The organism is Streptococcus mitis (genome assembly GCF_946190285.1).
Taxonomy (GTDB): Bacteria; Bacillota; Bacilli; order Lactobacillales; family Streptococcaceae; genus Streptococcus; species Streptococcus mitis_CP.
Genome location: NZ_CAMHZX010000001.1, coordinates 540,073 through 561,590, shown reverse-complemented (window position 1 = coordinate 561,590; position 21,518 = coordinate 540,073). Strand labels below are relative to the sequence as shown.

At 39.7% G+C, this 21,518-nt stretch carries 15 protein-coding genes; 13 read left to right on the top strand and 2 right to left on the bottom strand.

The window, feature by feature from the left end; genetic code table 11:
• Positions 1–4 precede the first annotated feature (4 nt).
• On the top strand, positions 5–901 hold the full coding sequence (locus tag N8L39_RS02670) for a DMT family transporter (protein WP_261009760.1): 897 nt from the start codon (positions 5–7) through the stop codon (positions 899–901).
• 41 nt (positions 902–942) lie between these two features.
• Here the strand turns inward: N8L39_RS02670 and N8L39_RS02665 are convergent, their stop codons facing one another.
• A complete protein-coding gene (locus N8L39_RS02665) occupies positions 943–1,641 on the bottom strand; it encodes a GntR family transcriptional regulator (protein WP_061590100.1) in 699 nt (232 codons plus the stop codon).
• A gap of 141 nt (positions 1,642–1,782) precedes the next feature.
• Between N8L39_RS02665 and guaA the strand changes: the two genes are divergently transcribed.
• From guaA to N8L39_RS02610, 11 genes are all read left to right on the top strand, one after another.
• Positions 1,783–3,345, top strand: a complete 1,563-nt coding sequence (gene guaA / locus N8L39_RS02660) for a glutamine-hydrolyzing GMP synthase (RefSeq protein WP_041171154.1) — start codon at positions 1,783–1,785, stop codon at positions 3,343–3,345.
• Positions 3,346–3,886: 541 nt separating this feature from the next.
• Positions 3,887–9,928, top strand: a complete 6,042-nt coding sequence (locus N8L39_RS02655) for a collagen-flanked surface repeat-containing protein (protein WP_261009761.1) — start codon at positions 3,887–3,889, stop codon at positions 9,926–9,928.
• Between the two features lie 443 nt (positions 9,929–10,371).
• Positions 10,372–11,658, top strand: coding sequence for a peptidase U32 family protein (locus N8L39_RS02650; protein WP_045607117.1), 1,287 nt, complete (start codon positions 10,372–10,374; stop codon positions 11,656–11,658).
• Positions 11,659–11,972: 314 nt separating this feature from the next.
• Positions 11,973–12,173, top strand: coding sequence for a F0F1 ATP synthase subunit C (locus N8L39_RS02645; protein ID WP_001054560.1), 201 nt, complete (start codon positions 11,973–11,975; stop codon positions 12,171–12,173).
• A gap of 33 nt (positions 12,174–12,206) precedes the next feature.
• Entirely contained in the window at positions 12,207–12,917 is a 711-nt protein-coding gene (gene atpB, locus N8L39_RS02640; protein WP_049511088.1) for a F0F1 ATP synthase subunit A, read from the top strand.
• Positions 12,918–12,930: 13 nt separating this feature from the next.
• A complete protein-coding gene (gene atpF / locus N8L39_RS02635) occupies positions 12,931–13,425 on the top strand; it encodes a F0F1 ATP synthase subunit B (protein ID WP_001103468.1) in 495 nt (164 codons plus the stop codon).
• Complete coding sequence (locus N8L39_RS02630; protein ID WP_049551105.1) at positions 13,425–13,961, top strand: F0F1 ATP synthase subunit delta; 537 nt, start codon at positions 13,425–13,427, stop codon at positions 13,959–13,961. The genes atpF and N8L39_RS02630 overlap by 1 nt, the downstream gene beginning before the upstream one ends.
• A 14-nt stretch (positions 13,962–13,975) precedes the next feature.
• The gene (atpA, locus tag N8L39_RS02625; RefSeq protein WP_042900828.1) at positions 13,976–15,481 is read left to right on the top strand and encodes a F0F1 ATP synthase subunit alpha; all 1,506 of its coding nucleotides are present in this window, start codon (positions 13,976–13,978) and stop codon (positions 15,479–15,481) included.
• Between the two features lie 15 nt (positions 15,482–15,496).
• Positions 15,497–16,375: a F0F1 ATP synthase subunit gamma gene (locus N8L39_RS02620; RefSeq protein WP_000301224.1), complete on the top strand. Its 879-nt coding sequence runs from the start codon at positions 15,497–15,499 to the stop codon at positions 16,373–16,375.
• Between the two features lie 85 nt (positions 16,376–16,460).
• The gene (gene atpD / locus N8L39_RS02615) at positions 16,461–17,867 is read left to right on the top strand and encodes a F0F1 ATP synthase subunit beta (RefSeq protein ID WP_000094357.1); all 1,407 of its coding nucleotides are present in this window, start codon (positions 16,461–16,463) and stop codon (positions 17,865–17,867) included.
• Between the two features lie 10 nt (positions 17,868–17,877).
• Positions 17,878–18,297, top strand: coding sequence for a F0F1 ATP synthase subunit epsilon (locus N8L39_RS02610; RefSeq protein ID WP_004256585.1), 420 nt, complete (start codon positions 17,878–17,880; stop codon positions 18,295–18,297).
• 44 nt (positions 18,298–18,341) lie between these two features.
• Here N8L39_RS02610 and N8L39_RS02605 read toward each other — a convergent pair whose 3' ends face one another.
• Positions 18,342–19,355 (bottom strand): lactonase family protein, encoded by a 1,014-nt coding sequence (locus tag N8L39_RS02605; RefSeq protein WP_261009762.1) that lies wholly within the window; start codon positions 19,353–19,355, stop codon positions 18,342–18,344.
• 162 nt (positions 19,356–19,517) lie between these two features.
• On the opposite strand from N8L39_RS02605, the gene N8L39_RS02600 reads away from it, so the two are divergent.
• Positions 19,518–21,512, top strand: a complete 1,995-nt coding sequence (locus N8L39_RS02600) for a peptide ABC transporter substrate-binding protein (RefSeq protein ID WP_261009763.1) — start codon at positions 19,518–19,520, stop codon at positions 21,510–21,512.
• The last annotated feature ends 6 nt before the right edge of the window (positions 21,513–21,518 follow it).

Genomic DNA, 21,518 nt, shown 5'->3' with positions numbered 1-21,518 from the left:
AGACATGTCAAACAGTTTAAAAGGGACTTTATTAACAGTTGTGGCTGGGATTGCTTGGGGCTTGTCAGGAACGAGTGGCCAATACCTGATGGCACACGGAATTTCGGCTCTGGTTTTGACCAACTTGCGTCTTTTAATCGCTGGTGGAATTCTCATGCTCTTGGCTTATGCTACTGCAAAGGATAAAATACTGGCCTTTTTAAAGGATAGAAAGAGTTTGCTGTCTCTTCTTATTTTTGCTCTAATTGGTCTCTTCCTCAACCAATTCGCCTATCTAACTGCTATTCAGGAGACCAATGCAGGTACCGCGACGGTGCTTCAGTATGTTTGTCCTGTTGGGATTTTGATTTATAGCTGTATCAAGGATAAGGTAGCACCGACACTGGGAGAGATTATTTCAATCATATTAGCCATTGGAGGGACCTTCCTGATTGCAACTCATGGGCAGTTGGACCAGTTATCCATGACACCTGCAGGCCTGTTCTGGGGGCTATTTTCTGCACTAACTTATGCACTTTATATCATTTTACCCATAGTCTTGATTAAGAAGTGGGGGAGTAGCTTGGTCATTGGTGTGGGAATGGTCATAGCAGGTTTGGTCGCCCTTCCTTTTACAGGAGTTCTACAGACTGCTATCCCAACTAGTCTTGATTTTCTCCTTGCATTTGCGGGCATTATCCTTATCGGGACTGTCTTTGCCTATACAGCCTTCTTAAAAGGAGCCAGTTTGATAGGACCGGTCAAGTCAAGCTTGTTGGCTTCAATTGAGCCAATATCGGCGGTTTTCTTTGCTTTCCTAATTATGAATGAACAATTTTATCCTATTGATTTTCTTGGCATGGCAATGATTTTAGTTGCTGTAACTTTGATTTCGTTGAAAGATTTACTCTTAGAAAAATAAAAAGACTCTTTGTCCGTGACAGAGAGTTTTTGCATAGTAATCTAATTATTTTCAAGATAAAATTCAAAGCGTTCGCCTACATACTGACTTTTTACGTATTCAAAAGCAGTACCATCTTCTAGGTAGGAAACCTGAGTTAAACCAAGAATGGCATGTCCTTTTTCAACTTCCAAATAGTGGGCAATTTTTTCTTTAGCGAGGCGAGCATAGATGGTCTGCTGTGATTTACCGATACGGTAGCCGTGTTTTTGCAAGGTTTGGAAGAAATGACTGGTGATTTCTTCTTTTTTAAAGTCCTTAATGAATTTTTCAGGAATAGAAGCAACTTCATAAACCAGAGGAACTTGGTCGGCATAGCGAACACGTTCCATTCGGATAATATTGTCCGTTGGAGAAATTTCTAGCTTGGCAACTTCCTGCTCATTGGGAATAGTTTTTCTGTAGGAAATGAGTTGGCTAGAGGGTACTTTACCTTGGGACTTAACAATTTCAGTAAAACTGGTTGTCCCTCGCATCTTTTCTTGTACACGTGTACTGGATACAAAGGTGCCACTTCCTACACGGCGCTCTAAAACTCCTTCTTCGACCAAGAGGGAAATAGCTTGGCGGAGGGTCATGCGACTGACCGCAAACTGCTCTGCTAAGTCTCGTTCACTGGGAAGTCTCTCACCAATGGCCCAACGATGTTCGTCAATATCCTTTTTAATCTGATCATGGATTTTCATATAAGCGGGTAGCATATTTTTCACTTCATTTCTATCTTTTCTCTATTGTACCCCAATAAACTAGAAAAAGTCAAACTTCGCCTTGTTTAGTTGGTAATTCGCCCTTATTTGTGATAGAATATTGAAAAAAGATATTTCTTTTGAGAAAGGAAAAAGATGAGCAACATTTCAACTGATTTGCAAGATGTAGAAAAAATCATCGTATTGGACTATGGTAGCCAATACAACCAGCTGATTTCACGCCGTATCCGTGAGATTGGTGTTTTTTCAGAACTAAAAAGTCATAAAATTTCAGCTGCTGAAGTTCGTGAAATCAACCCTGTAGGAATCATCCTTTCAGGTGGTCCAAACTCTGTATACGAAGATGGTTCATTCGATATTGACCCAGAAATCTTCGAACTCGGAATTCCTATTTTGGGAATTTGTTACGGTATGCAGTTATTGACCCATAAACTTGGAGGAAAAGTTGTTCCTGCAGGTGACGCTGGGAATCGTGAATACGGTCAATCAACCCTAACTCACACACCATCAGCTCTTTTTGAATCAACACCAGATGAGCAGACTGTTTTGATGAGCCATGGTGATGCGGTTACTGAGATTCCTTCTGACTTTGTTCGTACAGGTACATCAGCTGACTGCCCATACGCAGCCATCGAAAACCCAGATAAACACATTTACGGTATCCAATTCCACCCTGAAGTTCGCCATTCTGTATACGGGAATGACATCCTTCGTAACTTTGCCCTTAACATCTGTAAGGCTAAAGGCGACTGGTCAATGGATAACTTCATCGATATGCAGATCCAAAAAATTCGTGAAACCGTCGGTGATAAACGTGTCCTTCTTGGTCTTTCAGGTGGGGTTGACTCATCTGTCGTTGGGGTTCTTCTCCAAAAGGCTATTGGCGATCAATTGATCTGTATCTTCGTAGACCACGGTCTTCTTCGTAAAGGAGAAGCGGATCAAGTTATGGACATGCTTGGTGGTAAGTTTGGTTTGAATATCGTCAAAGCAGACGCTGCTAAACGTTTCCTTGATAAACTTGCTGGCGTTTCTGACCCTGAACAAAAACGTAAAATCATTGGTAATGAGTTTGTGTATGTATTCGATGACGAAGCAAGCAAGCTCAAAGATGTGAAATTCCTTGCACAAGGAACTCTTTACACAGACGTGATTGAGTCTGGTACAGATACAGCTCAAACTATCAAGTCACACCACAACGTGGGTGGTCTTCCAGAAGACATGCAGTTTGAATTGATCGAACCACTCAACACTCTTTATAAAGATGAAGTTCGTGCCCTTGGTACAGAGCTTGGTATGCCAGACCATATTGTATGGCGCCAACCATTCCCAGGACCAGGACTTGCTATCCGTGTCATGGGTGAAATCACTGAAGAAAAACTAGAAACAGTTCGTGAATCAGACGCTATCCTCCGTGAAGAAATTGCCAAAGCTGGCCTTGACCGCGATATTTGGCAATACTTCACTGTTAACACAGGCGTTCGTTCAGTTGGGGTTATGGGTGACGGTCGTACGTATGACTACACAATTGCAATCCGTGCCATCACCTCTATTGATGGTATGACTGCTGACTTTGCCAAAATTCCTTGGGAAGTGCTTCAAAAAATCTCAGTACGTATCGTAAACGAAGTAGATCATGTTAACCGTATCGTCTACGATATTACAAGCAAACCACCTGCAACAGTTGAGTGGGAATAATAGATAAGCGTAACTTAGGCTAAGAATCCTTGATTTAACAGCATGAAGATAATAAAACTCCATAAAATCTGTAGTGGCTAAAATCCATCTCAGATTTTATGGAGTCTTTTTTGTTTGCTATCAAGTGTGAAATGAAGTTGCTACTCAGTAAATGGGAAATAGCAAGAATTTCACCCTACAATAATTGTGAAGTGGTCTTTATCTATCTCTCAGTCTAGAAATTAAAATTTGTAATAAAAATGTTATATTTCACAAAGAACTCCCAATATTTCATGGGGGGGGGTAAATATGCGTATAATAAGAACAAATACTTAATAAAATGAATAGTTATTATTTTTATGTATTTTATTTTGTGATAAATTTATTATTAGTGGCTATTTCTACTTTGGGTGTGAAAGGAAACTGTGGATATCTATTGATTTTTAGTTAGAAAGTATTAAAATAGTAAAATAGGCAGTAATATACACATTTGCTTATGATTTAGTATATGTTTATTATTGTTTGATAAAAGAACTTGAAAAAATAATAAGGGAGAATAGAAGTGAAATTCGAAAAACGTCAAAAGTTTGCCATTAGAAAATTCAGTGTCGGTGTGGCATCTGTTTTGATTGGGCAATTCTTTATTGGTGCTGTAGCCAATGCGCCAGTTGTACGCGCCAGTGAAGTGATTGGTGTCCATGCGGAAAAGCAAAAGGACTCAGATGCTGAAGTAGTTCAACCCAAAGTAGAAGCAGCTACTGTAGACATTGATAAAAATCAAGTTGTTCCTAAACCTGAGTCAGATCTATCGGCAGAAAAACCAGTTGTAACTCAACCGTCAGTTGAAACAAGCATTTCAAATTCAGAAAAAGCAGTTTCTACAGAAAAGGATCCAAAAGCTCAGCCAGAAATGTTGCCAAAAGAAGTGGCAGAGACTGTTCATAAAGAATCCGATAGAAAATCACTAGTAGAGGCTCCTCTGGCGAAATTGGAGGAAAAGGAAGAAGTTACAAATCCTGACAAGGATCAATTGGGAACCACGATTACAGAGGCAGAGGTAGTAACGAAGGAAGCTGAAAAATACCTGAGCGGTCTAACAAACTCAAATCAAAAAGCTGCCATCGAAGAAGCCTTGCGTCGCTCTAACCAACTTCTAACAGAGGCCAGAACTTCTCTCAAGTCAATAGATGCTTCAAATACAGCCTTTGAAACAGCTCGTACCAATCTAGCAGAAGCCATCGAGGCAGTCTGGAACCAACTCAAAAAGATGGGGCATTCAGGCAATCTTAGTTATATGTTGGATGCAGAGACGGCGAGTCAACCAGCTGTGCTAATCCCGACAACAGGGTCAAAAACGGTTTACTCCTACGGAGCAGCAACTGCACCTAAAGTCGAATTTGATATTTCTACCGATTTTGCGCCATACTATAGCTCCAATTCTAGTCTATATTATAGTGTTAAAAACGGTTCAACTTTGAATGAAGATACCCAAAAATTGGGTTTAAGGATTATAGAAAAATCTTTTACTAATGCATCGGGATCTTGGGACGCCACTCTCGCCCTATCTGGAAATGTTCCAACTACAGTAGAGCCTGGTACTTACAATGTTGGCTTCACTTATAACAATCAAACCTATATGACTACAGTTACAGTCAAGCCTGTTAATGAAGCTCCGTATATGACCTTGGAGCGGTATTTTGGAGCAGAAACAGGTCGTAATATTCCTGACTACAAATTTAAAAAAGATGGTTCTACAGTAGAGTTGAAATATAAGGTGGGTTTGACGAATATCGAGCCCAATGAAGTGGAATTAACCCCCGATGCGAAACGGTTAGGATTTGTATTTAATGACGGTGGTAAAGATAATCGGTATCTGACCAAGACTGTCACCTTGGATAATACGCTTCAAAGCGGAACCTATACAATCGGAGTTCAGTCAAAAGCAGATCCCTATACTAGGATTACAGCTGAACTAACGATAGAAGAACCGCCGTTGTATAAAGTAGTAGAGGATTATAAATATCAATATTATGATTATGATTCTGATTCTCCTTATTACAAGCAACATAAAGCTAAGAACAATCGAATGGGAGACTCTGTTTCATATGATGAAGCTTCTTCCACAGCTTACATGACGTCTACTCCTTTTGGTTATTACTTACATGATAGAAGTCCTAAAACGATAGCGGATGCGACTCCAGATAGTCCTCAGTATACGTCTAACCTATGGTTGTCATTACCAGGGAGAAAAGATGAATATAATCTAGTAGGAAATAATGCTCCCGTTACCATTACTAAGTTTGAACAGACAGGAGGTAGTCCTGGGGTTACAGTGGAGTTTATAATGGATAAAGCTCCTACCGCTGATAATGTTTTTGTTTATAGTACCGTTGAGTCAAGTGATGTTTTGACGGGAAATAAACCAGTTAATTCTTCTGTTAGTGCTTATTATGCTGACTCATCAGGGGATAATGTATCTCCCTATCGTATTAATTTTAAGACATTACCAGAAAAAGCAGGAACGTATTTTGTAGAATTTAATGTTACAGATAATATTGGACGGGTGACAAAGCATCATTTGAATTTAGTGACTAGAGAGGTTTCTCAAACGACACCAACTGGGGGTTCGGACGAAAATGCTAACTTTACTTTAACCAATGCTGATGTTATGTTTGATGCGGATAAGCTTTACCGCGTAACGAATCCAATTCCAGTAGCTGTGCCTATCTCGGATAAGGAGCAGAATCTAGGAAACTTAGTGCTTAATAAGTCTAATGCAACATTAGAAATCAATAATAAACCTAATGGGGTTGAGATTACAAAAGACACTGAAAATCCTACTAGATTTAAGATTATCAAACAAAATGGTAAGACTTTAGCTGCAGGTGTCTATACTATTACAGCTACAGCAAAGGATGGACACTTTGGAGCCAATGTCCCAGCTCGTACCTATAAGTTCGAGGTAATGGATGGACTAAATCCTATTTCCAATCAAAGCTGGCAAGAAGGACAAGCTATCCCAACTATTCCTGTTTCGATGACAAATGGTAGTAAGATTACGAGTCTATCAGTTGAGGCTGATGGAGGCCATCTCTACCTAAGTCCTAATGCTGACAATACAGGACTAACAGGTTATGCTTTAAAACATACAGATGCACCACAAACAGCGATTGTAACAGCTACTTATACCAATAATGAAGGTCAAAGTCGTCAGATTAAGATAAGCTTTACCTATACAGTTACCCCTCCACCAGTTTCTGATTTAACTTTATCTGTAACGAATGATAAGCAAACAGTTTCAGAAGGAACTAAATTTGCAGATATGGTTGTAACAGCTAGTGAGGGAGCAACGGTTACAGTAGGAACACTGCCAGATGGTGTTATGTATGATAGCAATAGCAAAACATTATCAGGTACTGGATTATATGAAGGACATTATCTGATTCCAGTTACTGCTACAAAAGATGGGGCTTCCATTACTAAAGTAGTTGATTTGACCGTAACGCCAGGAAACTTTAATGTCCCAACAACTGATTACACGTTTACAGCAGGTGAATCAATACCACCGATTACTCTTAAAATTCCTAAAAATGCGACAGTAAGTTACACAGGCGGCAGTTTACCAAATGGTTTAAATTGGTCTGCGGATAACAAAACTATAACAGGAATACCGACTCAAGTAGGGACCTTCCAAGTGTATGGCTATGTTAATAGAACTACTGCAGGTGGAACCAATCAATCGACATATGGGTATGTGAATATCACAGTAAAAAGTGTTCCTTTAGACTTTTCGATTCCAGACAATAAAAAAGAAGTGAAAGTTTTGGATGAACTTCCTTCGATTAAGTTGAAAGCAGATGGAGCTAATTTAGCGATAACTTCAGGCTCACTACCTCCAGGTGTGAACTACGATGCTACGACTAAAACAGTTTCAGGTACTCCTACAAAAGTAGGAACGTATACAGCAACATTCACAGCGACAAGTCCAACAATTAGTGGTAATTCAACAGCAAGCGCAACCTTAACGATAAATGTAACATCGCGTAATTTAACTGTAACCGTTGACAATAAGGAACAAGAGAAAGATGTTCTAACTGCTATAGACAATGTAGTTTTAACTCCTTCGGATGCTAAAGCTAGATTAGAAGTTGATACAAGTCAATTACCACCAGGAGTTACTTATGATTCAGCAAGTAGAACAATTTCTGGCACACCATCTAAAGTGGGAGAATATTTAATTCCATATAAAGCGACTTTCCCAGAAATGGCAGAATCTCCAGTTGATGGGGGGCATATTAAAATTAATGTTCGCCCACTTCCTGTAAGTATTAATGTTACAGAAAAAGAACAAACGATTCGTCTGGGTGAAACTATTAAAAATATGGTGGTTTCTCACAGTGAACATTCAAGTTTAGGTGCTCGTTATCTAAGCGTAGATTTACCGGAAACAGACTTAGACTCATATCTTGGATCAACTGCAGGTTTAAATTATAATGCTACAACGCATACAATTAGTGGAACTCCAACCAAGCCTGGTGTTTATAAAGTTCGTTTAAAAGCAACATTGGATTCTGAAACATTAGGTAAAGGTAGTGCAGAAGAGATTATCACTGTAACGGTAGTAGATGATCCAGTATCATTAGACATTAAAAATGATCGTCAAATGATTGCGCTAGGAAAAACTGGTCTTCGTCCAATTACGTTTACAGTACCAGCAGGTGCTACATTAACGGTTGATAAGACCAAACTTCCAGATGGTGTAACATACGATGAATCTGCTAAGACTATTTCAGGAACACCAACAATAGCTGGAGCATTTGATATACCAGTAACGGTGACAAATGCAGGTAAAACTAAATCAATTACCAAAGATATCACCATAGATGTTGTAGACTTAACACCAGCTACACCAACTGTAACTGTGGCAGAAAACAATGATGGAACGCATACAGTTACGATTTCACAACCAGGTGGACAACCGGTATCAACCGTTATTAAAAATGGTAAAGATGGTGAGACTCCAAAAGTTAAAGTAGACCGTGATGAAACTAAGAAAGAAACGACATTAACGTTCTATAGTGACAAGAATGCCAATAATCAGTTTGACGAAGGAACAGATACAGTTCTAGGCACATCCGTGATTAAAGATGGACAAGACGGAGCAGCTGGACCAAAAGGTGACAAGGGTGACCAAGGTATTCAAGGTGAACGTGGGCAAGATGGAGCTCAAGGTTTACCAGGGCAAAACGGCAGAGACGGGAAGGATATCTTAAGTGGCGCAAATGCACCAAAAGCCCAAGATGGAAAAGATGGCGACACATTCATCAATACAACAACAGGAGATGTCCTTGTTAAGAAAAATGGAGAGTGGAAACCAGCAGGAAATATCAAGGGAGCAAAAGGTGATAAAGGTGAAGCTGGAGTAGCCGGCCGTGACGGAAAAGACGGCTTTACACCAGAAGTAAGTGTAGTGACAAATCCAGATGGAAGTCATACAATTTCAATTACTCAACCAGATGGTAAAGAACCAATTGCAACAACGGTTAAAAATGGAGAAAACGGAAAAGATGGACGTTCTCCAAGAATTGAACTAAAACCAATTTATCCTGCACAACCTCGAAGCGCTAGAAGAGCAAGAAGTGTGGATGAAGATCGTGCAACTACTCAACCAGCAACGGAGCCAATTGGCGTTCATATTACAGTTTATTACGATAATGATAATACTTTGACCTATACTGCTGGAGATACTTTGATTAGTGAGGAAGATATCTATAACGGAGTAGATGGTCGTGACGGTCGTAATGGTATTGATGGTAAATCAGCGATAATTGAAACAAGAGAAAACTCTGATGGAAGCCATACAATTATTATTACCAACCCAGATGGATCAAAACGTGAGATTGTAGTGAAAAATGGCCAAGACGGTAAATCTCCTACAATTGAAACGAAAGAGAATCTAGATGGAAGTCATACAATTGTCATCACAAATCCAGATGGAACAAAACAAGAAATTGTAGTGAAAAATGGTAAAGACGGAAAAGATGGAAAAGATGGAAAAGATGGACGTGATGGTAAGGATGGAATATGTAATTGTGCTGTGAATCCAACCCCTGTACAACCAGGAAATACTGGAACAACACCACCAGAACAACCGAAACTAGAATCAGGAAGAATTACACCACCATCAGACAAACCGGTTAAGCCGGAATCAAAACCGGATCCGAAACCAGAAACCGGCAAACCAAACACTCCGGGTTCAGGTACTCCAAATACGGGAACACCAGAAACCGGAACACCAGACACTCCAGGAGCAGGTACTCCAAATACAGGGAAGCCAGGAACAGGTGCACCAGAAACAGGCATCCCAAGTACAAATAATCAAACTGTACTTGATTCACATACCTCTGACACTGTAGAGATTCCAAACGCAGTTCCAGTAACATCTGAGCCAAATACTCAAATCCCAGATTATGAAACTTCTGGAATGACGAATCATACAAGAGTAGCCTTACCGAATACTGGAAGCCAAACAGATGTCATTTCAATTCTTTTAGGAAGTGGAATCTTGCTTACTCTTTATGTAGCCAAAAGAAAAGAAGACTAGAAGCTAAATTTTTCGCTCTTAGTTTATCAAAAGTGAGAATAGAGTATAGAAGGTGCAAATCCTTCAGATGCTTACTTGCTTTTAATGATTTAAGATAGTTAATTATGGTTGCCAGATTGTAGGTGTTCCATAATAGGAAAATTGTTATAAGAGCTAATCCTCCGATATGCTAGATGAAAGTAGTGTATCGGAGGATATTTTTAGCTTCTCCTTGCTGTACGCCTAGCTGCCTTGTTTGCTTTTTGATTTTTATTGAGTATAAATTTTTCACGAGATGATGATGTGAGAAGTTTGTTATAAGTAAAAGCTTTTAGAACTCTGTTATCTAAAGTCTAAAAGATTAGAATTGTCAAAACAATCTGTCTAGGCTTGATTTTATCGCTTATTTACTATAAAATGAGAAGGAAAAACGTCAAACTTTTATATTGCAAATAGGAGAAAACATGACAAAAACATTAAAACGTCCTGAGGTTTTATCACCTGCAGGAACTTTAGAGAAGCTAAAAGTAGCTGTTCAATATGGAGCAGATGCTGTCTTTATCGGTGGTCAGGCCTATGGTCTTCGTAGCCGTGCCGGAAACTTTACTTTCGAACAGATGGAAGAAGGCGTACAGTTTGCGGCTAAGTACGGTGCTAAAGTCTATGTAGCTGCCAATATGGTTATGCACGAAGGAAATGAAGCTGGTGCTGGTGAGTGGTTCCGTAAACTGCGTGATATCGGGATTGCAGCAGTTATCGTATCTGACCCAGCTTTGATTATGATTGCAGCGACTGAAGCACCAGGTCTTGAAATCCACCTTTCTACCCAAGCAAGTGCCACCAACTATGAAACTCTTGAGTTCTGGAAAGAACTGGGCTTGACTCGTGTCGTTTTGGCGCGTGAGGTTTCAATGGAAGAATTGGCAGAAATTCGCAAACGTACAGACGTTGAGATTGAAGCCTTTGTTCATGGAGCTATGTGTATTTCCTACTCAGGTCGCTGTACGCTTTCAAATCACATGAGTATGCGTGATGCTAACCGTGGTGGTTGCTCTCAGTCTTGCCGTTGGAAGTACGACCTTTACGATATGCCATTTGGGAAGGAACGTAAGAGTCTTAAAGGTGAAATTCCTGAAGAATTTTCAATGTCAGCCGTTGATATGTCTATGATTGACCATATCCCAGATATGATTGAAAACGGTGTGGACAGTCTGAAGATCGAAGGACGCATGAAGTCTATTCACTATGTTTCAACAGTAACTAACTGTTATAAGGCGGCTGTTGATGCTTATCTAGAGAGTCCAGAGAAGTTTGAAGCTATCAAGCAAGACTTGATTGATGAGATGTGGAAGGTTGCCCAACGTGAATTAGCAACAGGTTTCTACTACGGTACACCATCTGAAAATGAGCAGTTATTTGGTGCTCGTCGTAAAATTCCTGAGTACAAGTTTGTTGCTGAAGTGGTTTCTTATGATGATGCGACACAAACAGCAACTATTCGTCAACGGAACGTTATTAACGAAGGAGACCAAGTTGAGTTTTATGGCCCAGGTTTCCGTCATTTTGAAACGTATATCGAAAATTTACATGATGCCAAAGGCAATAAAATAGACCGCGCTCCAAATCCAATGGAACTCTTGACAATCAAGGTCCCACAACCTGTTCAAGCTGGAGACATGGTTCGAGCTCTCAAAGAAGGTCTCATCAATCTTTATAAGGAAGATGGAACCAGCGTTACAGTGCGTGCTTAATAAATATGTAGGAGACGAAAGTTTTCTAGTTGATTTCCCTTTAATCCTACTTACTAAAAGAACATTAGGTTAAAAAAATATATTAATTTCCATCCGAGATTTCATCTCGGATTTTTTCATTATTTTTCAGAAAGACCTAGATAATAGACGGATTTATTACAATTTTTTTCCAAAGTTTTCTATATAATAGACTTAAAAATAGTAAAATTGTAAATAATTTTCATTAAACGCTTTCAATGTTAGTAAAAAGTTGACAAATCCAATTTTTAGGACTAAACTAAGTAAGTAAATTTTAATTAAAAGGAGAATTCGTCATGAATTTAACATTTTTCGGTCTATGTCTTGCCTGTATGGGTGTATCTCTTGGTGAAGGTATGTTGATGAACGGTTTGTTGAAATCAGTTGCTCGCCAACCAGATATCATCTCAGAACTACGTAGTTTGATGATCCTAGGGGTTGCCTTTATTGAAGGTACTTTCTTCGTTACTCTTGTCTTTTCATTTATCATCAAATAAAAGAAGTATAAATTGAAAAAGGGAGGATTTTAGATGGAAGAAAGTATTAATCCAACCATCAATATTGGTCCTGTTACCTTTAATTTAACCATAGTAGTTTTGACTTTGTTGACTGTAGCACTTATTTTTGGCTTTATTTATTGGGCAACTCGAAATATGACTTTGAGACCCACAGGAAAACAAAATGTATTAGAGTATTTATTTGATTTTGTTGTTGGATTTACAAAATCAAACCTTGGTCCAATGATAAAGGATTATTCTCTCTTTTATTTCTGTTTATTCCTATTTATGGCCATTGCAAATAATATTGGCTTAATGGCTAGAATTCAGACTACAGATGGTGTAAATCTTTGGACCTCACCAACAGCAAATTTGTCATTTGACTTGGTCTTGTCTTTTACAATTATCTTGATGACCCACGTAGAAGGAATTCGTCGTCGTGGAATCAAAAAGTATTTAAAAGCATTTGTAACACCAGGTTTTATGACGCCAATGAATCTCTTGGAAGAAGTTACCAATCTCCTTTCACTTGCATTGCGGGTCTTTGGTAATATCTTTGCAGGGGAAGTGATGGCAAGTATGTTAGTCCTACTTTCTCATCAGGCCTTCTATTGGTATCCTATTGCTTTTGGAACAAATCTAATCTGGACTGCATTTTCTGTTTTTATTTCTTGTGTACAAGCATATGTATTTACATTGTTATCTTCAATGTACCTAGGAAATAAAATTAATGAAGAAGAATAGAAAGGAGTAGTTTATGAATGTAACAGTAGGTGAATTACTTGGTGACTTTATACTAATCGCTGGTTCCTTTATTCTCTTGCTAGTCTTGGTTAAGAAATACGCTTGGTCAAATTTGACTAGCATTTTCGAACAAAGAGCAGAAAAAATTGCAGCAGATATTGACGGAGCTGAACAAGCACGTCAAAAAGCAGAAGTATTGGCTCAAAAACGCGAAGATGAATTGGCTGGTAGCCGTAAAGAAGCTAAGACAATCATTGAGAATGCGAAAGAAACAGCTGAGAAAAGCAAAGCTAGTATTTTAGCAGATGCTAAGCTAGAAGCAGGACGCTTGAAAGAAAAAGCGAACCAAGAAATTGCTCAAAATAAAGCTGAAGCTTTACAAAGCGTTAAGGGTGAGGTAGCAGATTTGACAATCAGCTTGGCTGGTAAAATCATCTCACAAAACCTTGACGGTCATGCCCATAAAGAACTCATTGATCAGTATATCGATCAGTTAGGAGAAGCTTAATGGACAAGAAAACAGTAAAGGTAATTGAAAAATACAGCATGCCTTTTGTCCAATTGGTTTTAGAAAAAGGAGAAGAAGACCGTATCTTTTCAGACTTAGCTCAAATCAAGCAAGTTGCTGAAGAAACAGGTTTACCTTCTTTTTTAAAAAAAGTGGCAGTAGACGAGTCTGACAAGGAAAAAACGATTTCTTTCTTCCAAGACTCAGTGTCACCTTTATTGCAAAACTTTATCCAGGTTCTTATCTACAATCACAGAGCAAATCTTTTTTATGATATTCTTGTAGATTGCTTGAACCGACTTGAAAAAGAAACAAATCGATTTGAAGTGACGATTACGTCAGCTCATCCTTTAACGGATGAACAGAAGAGTCGCTTGCTCCCTTTGATTGAGAAAAAAATGTCTCTTAAAGTAAGGAGTGTAAAAGAACAAATCGATGAAAGTCTTATTGGTGGTTTTGTCATTTTTGCCAATCACAAGACAATTGATGTGAGTATTAAACAACAACTTAAAGTTGTTAAAGAAAATTTGAAATAGAAAGTGGTGTTCTTTTGGCAATTAACGCACAAGAAATCAGCGCTTTAATTAAGCAACAAATTGAAAATTTCAAACCCAATTTTGATGTGACTGAAACAGGTGTTGTAACCTATATCGGGGACGGTATCGCGCGTGCTCACGGTCTTGAAAATGCCATGAGTGGAGAGTTGTTGATTTTTGAAAACGGCTCTTATGGTATGGCTCAAAACTTGGAGTCAACAGACGTCGGTATTATCATCCTAGGTGACTTTACAGATATCCGTGAAGGCGATACAATCCGCCGTACAGGTAAAATCATGGAAGTCCCAGTAGGTGAAAGTCTGATTGGTCGTGTTGTGGACCCACTTGGTCGTCCAGTTGACGGTCTTGGAGAAATCCACACTGACAAAACTCGTCCAGTAGAAGCGCCAGCTCCTGGTGTTATGCAACGTAAGTCTGTATCAGAACCATTGCAAACTGGTTTGAAAGCTATTGACGCCCTTGTACCGATTGGTCGTGGTCAACGTGAGTTGATTATCGGTGACCGTCAGACAGGGAAAACAACCATTGCGATTGATACAATCTTGAACCAAAAAGGTCAAGATATGATCTGTATCTATGTTGCGATTGGACAAAAAGAATCAACAGTTCGTACGCAAGTAGAAACACTACGTCAGTACGGTGCCCTGGATTACACAATCGTTGTGACAGCCTCTGCTTCACAACCATCTCCATTGCTCTTCCTAGCTCCTTATGCTGGGGTTGCCATGGCAGAAGAATTTATGTACCAAGGTAAGCATGTTTTGATCGTTTATGATGATTTGTCAAAACAAGCGGTAGCTTATCGTGAACTGTCACTCTTGCTTCGTCGTCCTCCAGGTCGTGAAGCCTTCCCAGGGGATGTTTTCTACCTTCACAGCCGTTTGCTTGAGCGCTCAGCTAAAGTTTCTGATGAACTTGGTGGTGGATCTATTACAGCCTTACCGTTTATCGAGACACAAGCAGGAGATATCTCTGCCTATATCGCAACCAACGTGATTTCAATCACTGATGGACAAATCTTCCTTGGTGATGGTCTCTTCAATGCGGGTATTCGTCCAGCCATTGACGCGGGTTCATCTGTATCTCGTGTAGGTGGTTCTGCACAAATTAAAGCAATGAAAAAGGTTGCTGGTACACTTCGTATCGACCTTGCTTCATACCGTGAGTTGGAAGCCTTCACTAAGTTTGGTTCTGACTTGGATGCAGCAACACAGGCTAAGTTGAACCGTGGACGTCGTACAGTGGAAGTTTTGAAACAACCTGTTCACAAACCATTACCTGTTGAGAAACAAGTAACCATTCTCTATGCTTTGACACATGGTTTCTTGGATACTGTTCCTGTAGATGAAATTGTTCGTTTCGAGGAAGAGTTCCATGCCTTCTTTGATGCTCAACATCCAGAGATTTTGGAAACCATTCGTGATACAAAAGACTTGCCAGAAGAAGCAGTCTTGGATGCTGCGATTACAGAGTTTCTCAATCAAACCAGCTTCCAGTAAGAATAGAGGTGTCAGATGGCAGTATCTCTAAATGATATTAAAACAAAAATCGCCTCAACAAAAAATACGAGTCAAATCACTAATGCCATGCAGATGGTATCAGCTGCTAAGCTAGGTCGTTCTGAAGAAGCTGCTCGCAACTTCCAAGTTTATGCTCAGAAAGTTCGTAAACTTTTGACGGATATTCTTCATGGTAATGGAGCTGGTAGTTCAACCAATCCGATGTTGATTAGCCGTCCAGTTAAGAAGACAGGCTATATCGTCATTACTTCAGACCGAGGTTTGGTTGGAGGTTATAATTCTTCTATTTTGAAAGCCGTTATGGAGCTGAAAGAAGAATACCATCCAGACGGTAAAGGATTTGAAATGATCTGTATTGGTGGAATGGGAGCTGATTTCTTTAAAGCTCGTGGTATTCAACCACTTTATGAACTACGTGGCTTGGCAGACCAACCTAGCTTTGATGAAGTCCGTAAGATTATTTCAAAAACTGTTGAAATGTACCAAAATGAACTTTTTGATGAACTCTATGTCTGCTATAACCATCATGTCAATACGCTAACCAGTCAAATGCGTGTGGAACAAATGCTACCAATTGTTGACTTGGATCCAAATGAAGCAGATGACAGTTACAGCTTGACCTTTGAATTGGAAACTAGCCGAGAAGAAATTTTGGAGCAGTTGTTACCTCAGTTTGCAGAAAGTATGATTTACGGTGCTATTATCGACGCTAAGACAGCTGAAAATGCTGCGGGTATGACAGCCATGCAAACAGCGACAGATAATGCTAAGAAAGTCATTAATGATTTGACAATTCAGTATAACCGTGCCAGACAGGCGGCGATTACACAAGAAATTACAGAAATCGTAGCAGGAGCTAGTGCCTTAGAATAGGCACTAGTCCAGCTCGTATGAAAATGAACTTAGGACCTAGTTAAGCTAGGGACCGACAGTATCTTATATAGAATAGGAGAAGGAGATGAGTTCAGGTAAAATTGCTCAGGTTATCGGTCCCGTTGTAGACGTCTTGTTTGCAGCAGGGGAAAAACTTCCTGAGATTAACAATGCACTTGTCGTCTACAAAAATGACGAAAGAAAAACAAAAATCGTCCTTGAAGTAGCCTTGGAGTTGGGAGATGGTATGGTCCGTACTATCGCCATGGAATCAACAGATGGTTTGACTCGTGGAATGGAAGTATTGGACACAGGTCGTCCAATCTCTGTACCAGTAGGTAAAGAAACTTTAGGACGTGTCTTCAATGTTTTGGGAGATACCATTGACTTGGAAGCTCCTTTTACAGAAGATGCAGAGCGTCAGCCAATTCATAAAAAAGCTCCAACTTTTGATGAGTTGTCTACCTCTTCTGAAATCCTTGAAACAGGGATTAAGGTTATCGACCTTCTTGCCCCTTACCTTAAAGGTGGTAAGGTTGGACTTTTCGGTGGTGCCGGAGTTGGTAAAACCGTCTTAATCCAAGAATTGATTCACAACATTGCCCAAGAACACGGTGGTATTTCAGTATTTACCGGTGTTGGGGAACGTACTCGTGAGGGTAATGACCTTTACTGGGAAATGAAAGAATCAGGCGTTATCGAGAAAACAGCCATGGTATTTGGTCAGATGAATGAGCCACCAGGAGCACGTATGCGTGTTGCCCTTACTGGTTTGACAATTGCTGAATATTTCCGTGATGTGGAAGGCCAAGATGTGCTTCTCTTTATCGATAATATCTTCCGTTTCACTCAGGCTGGTTCAGAAGTATCTGCCCTTTTGGGTCGTATGCCATCAGCCGTTGGTTACCAACCAACACTTGCTACGGAAATGGGGCAATTGCAAGAGCGTATCACATCAACCAAGAAGGGTTCTGTAACCTCTATCCAGGCTATCTATGTGCCAGCGGATGACTATACTGACCCAGCGCCAGCAACAGCCTTCGCTCACTTGGATTCAACAACAAACTTGGAACGTAAGTTGGTACAATTGGGTATCTACCCAGCCGTTGATCCACTTGCTTCAAGCTCACGTGCCTTGGCACCTGAAATTGTTGGAGAAGAGCACTATGCAGTTGCTGCTGAAGTAAAACGAGTTCTTCAACGTTACCATGAATTGCAAGATATCATTGCTATCCTTGGTATGGATGAGCTTTCTGATGAAGAAAAGACCTTGGTTGCTCGTGCCCGTCGTATCCAGTTCTTCTTGTCACAAAACTTCAACGTTGCGGAACAATTCACTGGTCAGCCAGGTTCTTATGTTCCAGTTGCTGAAACTGTTCGTGGCTTTAAGGAAATCCTTGATGGTAAACACGACCACTTGCCAGAAGATGCCTTCCGTGGGGTTGGTTCTATCGAAGATGTGATTGCAAAAGCTGAAAAAATGGGATTTTAAGAGGTGATCTATGGCTCAGTTAACTGTCCAGATCGTGACACCAGATGGTCTCGTCTATGATCACCATGCCAGCTTTGTATCAGTTCGAACTCTGGATGGTGAGATGGGAATCTTGCCACGACATGAAAATATGATTGCAGTTTTAGCAGTTGATGAGGTTAAGGTTAAACGTGTAGATGATGAAAATCACGTGAACTGGATTGCAGTAAACGGAGGTGTTATCGAAGTTGCCAATGGCGTTGTCACAATTGTTGCTGACTCTGCAGAACGTGCTCGTGATATCGACGTTAGTCGTGCAGAACGTGCCAAACTTCGAGCAGAGCGTGAAATTGAAGAAGCACAAGACAAACACTTGATTGACCAAGAACGTCGTGCTAAGATTGCTTTGCAACGTGCCATTAACCGTATTAATGTCGGAAATAGACTATAAGAAAAAAATGAACTTGAGTTACCAAGTTCATTTTTTATGTTTTCTTAAGGGGCAAAACTGATGCAGACCGCTTCTGGGACATGGAAGTCATTAGAAAGTTCTGCTAGACGACCAGTTTCAGGATTGCGTTTAAAGACGGTTGCATTGTCAGAGTCTTGATGGACAGCAATGACAAATTCTTGGTCTGGTGTCAAATCAAAATCACGTGGAGTCTGACCATGCGTTGGAACGATTTCTAACAACTCTAAGCTACCGTCCGCAAGAATTGTATATACTGCGATAGAATCATGACCACGGTTAGAGGCGTAGAGGTATTTACCATCTTTAGAGAGACGAATAGCAGCAGTACCATTAAAGCCTTCATAACCGTCTGGTAGAGTTGAAATGACTTGCATGCGTTCAAATTCGCCAACACCATCGTAGATTAGAACTTCGATAGTGCTATTGAGTTCACAAATGAGATAAGCGATTTTATAATGGTTATGGAAAATAATATGGCGTGAGCCTGCTCCTGGCTGGCTATGATAGGTATAGAGCTTAGATAATTTTCCTTCTGAATCAAGATCATAAGTGATTACTTGGTCAGTACCTAAGTCGCAGGTCACTAGATAGTGGTCAGGTGTTAAATCTGTATAGTGAACATGTGGAGAAGCTTGATTTTCATGTGGACCTTGGCCACTGTGTTGATCAACATCACTAAGTAGAAGACGACCATCTTTCTGACGTTTATAAACAAGGACCTGTCCCTTGTGGTAGTTAGCTGCGTAAACCAAATCACGTTTTTCATCAACGGCAACATAACAATGTGGGGCTCCCTCTTCAACGACATGATTCAATAAGGTACCATTAGTTTGATAGGCTGCAATTCCACCCTTATCGTCTTGACTACCAACAGTGTATAAATGTTGATGCTGGTCAAAGGCAAGGTAGGTCGGACTTGGTTCAGCTGCAAAAAGTTCTAGATTTGAAAGCTGACCAGTTTCTGTATCAAAGTCCGCCTTGTAAATCCCTTGGGAAGTACGACGCGTATAAGTTCCAAAATAAACAGTTTCTTTCATGACTATACCTCTATATAAAAGATAAGACTATTATATCACAAAAAAGGAGTTGAAGCAGTACTTGGTATAGATAAAACAAAACATGATAACCTAGTAAATTTAGTTGATTTACTTTTTAAAAGTGCTATAATAATCTTATACAAATTGCAAAGGAGTTTGTTTATGAAAAAACGTGTTTTCTTAGCAACAGGAGTTACTGTACTCTCGGCAGCAGTGCTAGTAGCGTGTTCATCTGCTAATGGTAATAAAGAAGCAACTAAACCAGCAACTAAACCAGTTACTTATGCCTATGTATTTTCATCAGATCCTACGACTCTAGATTATACCGTTTCTGGTAATAAGAGTACAAAACAGATCACAGGGAACGTTATTGACGGTTTACTTGAAAATGATCAATACGGGAATCTAGTACCATCAGTTGCAGAAGATTGGACTGTTTCCAAAGATGGTTTGACCTATACCTATAAAATCCGTCAGGGTGTCAAATGGTATACCAATGAGGGGGAAGAATATGGTGAAGTTAAGGCTCAGGACTTTGTAACTGGTCTGAAGCATGCAGCAGATAAGAAATCACAGGCCCTCTATTTGGTACAGGAATCAATTAAAGGATTGGATGACTATGTAAATGGGAAAACAACGGATTTTTCTACTGTTGGTGTAAAAGCAACAGACGATTATACTATTGTTTATACTTTGAATCATCCAGAATCTTTCTGGAATTCAAAAACAACAATGGGAGTTCTTGCACCAGTAAATGAAGACTTTTTAGCTTCTAAAGGAGATGACTTTGGTAAACCAACTGATGTAACGAGCATTCTATACAATGGGCCTTATCTCCTCAAAGGTCTTACATCTAAGTCTTCTATCGAAATGACCAAAAATCAAAACTACTGGGATAAACAAAATGTCTTTATTGATGATATCAAGTTATCCTTCTTTGATGGTCAAGATGCAGACTCTCTAGGACGCGGTTTTGATGAGGGACACTATCCAGCTGCACCACTCTTTAAAAACTCTGCTAACTATGAACGTCTAAAAGAAAAGTACAAGGATAATATTGTATACAGTCAACAAAGAGGTGGCGTATTCTATATGTCTACTAATATTGATCGTGTGTCATACAATCATACTGCTAAAACAAGTGATGCAGAAAAGACCTCTACTAAGAAAGCCTTGTTAAACAAAGATTTCCGTCAAGCTTTGGCTTTTGCGGCAGATCGTAAAGCAGCTATTTCTCAAGTATTTGGTGATGAAGTAGGACCTCGTAAGTTACGTACAAGTTTCACTCCTCCAACATTTGTACAAGTAGGAGATCAAACATTTGGTCAAGTTACTAAGACAGAATTGGATAAGTTGGATAATGTCTGGAAAGATGTCAGTCTTGATGATGCCCAAGATTCACTTCATAATGTAGACAAGGCTAAAGCTAAGTTTGAAGCTGCTAAAAAAACTCTCCAAGCTGATGGAGTCCAGTTCCCAATTCATTTAGATTTGCCAATTTCTTCATCAAGTCCAGATTTTATTCGTCAGGTTCAGTCTTATAAACAATCTATTGAGGAAGCCTTAGGCTCTGACAATGTAGTTGTTGATATTCAACAAGTTTCTGATGACGAATTGGGCAGTATGACTGTTCTAGCTACTTCCAATGCCAATACCGACTGGGATATTAATGCAGTCAGTGGTTGGAGTCCAGACTTTGCGGATCCATCGACTTACCTAGATGTATTTGATCCAACTTCAGGTCCAAGTCTCCTCAGCTCTCTTGGTGTAGCACCAGGAACAGACAATCCAGTTATTAAAACAGTTGGATTGGATAAATACAAAGAATTGCTTGATGATGCAAATAGTGAGAAAACAGACCTTCAAAAACGTTATTCCAAATATGCTAAGGCTCAAGCTTGGTTGTCAGATAGTGCACTTGTTATTCCAGGATACTCTGACGGTGCTCAAATGCTAGTGACGAAAAATGTTCCTGGTAGCGGTGCAGGTGGCTGGGTAGGTGATAAAACCAATGAACATAGCTACAAGTATCTTAAACTCCAAGATAAGATTGTCACTTCCAAAGAAATGGATGAGTTCCGCAAGAAATTTGCTGATGAAAAAGGCAAATCCAATGCTGATTATCAGAAGAACTTAGACCGTCATATTCAAGACTAATCGAAT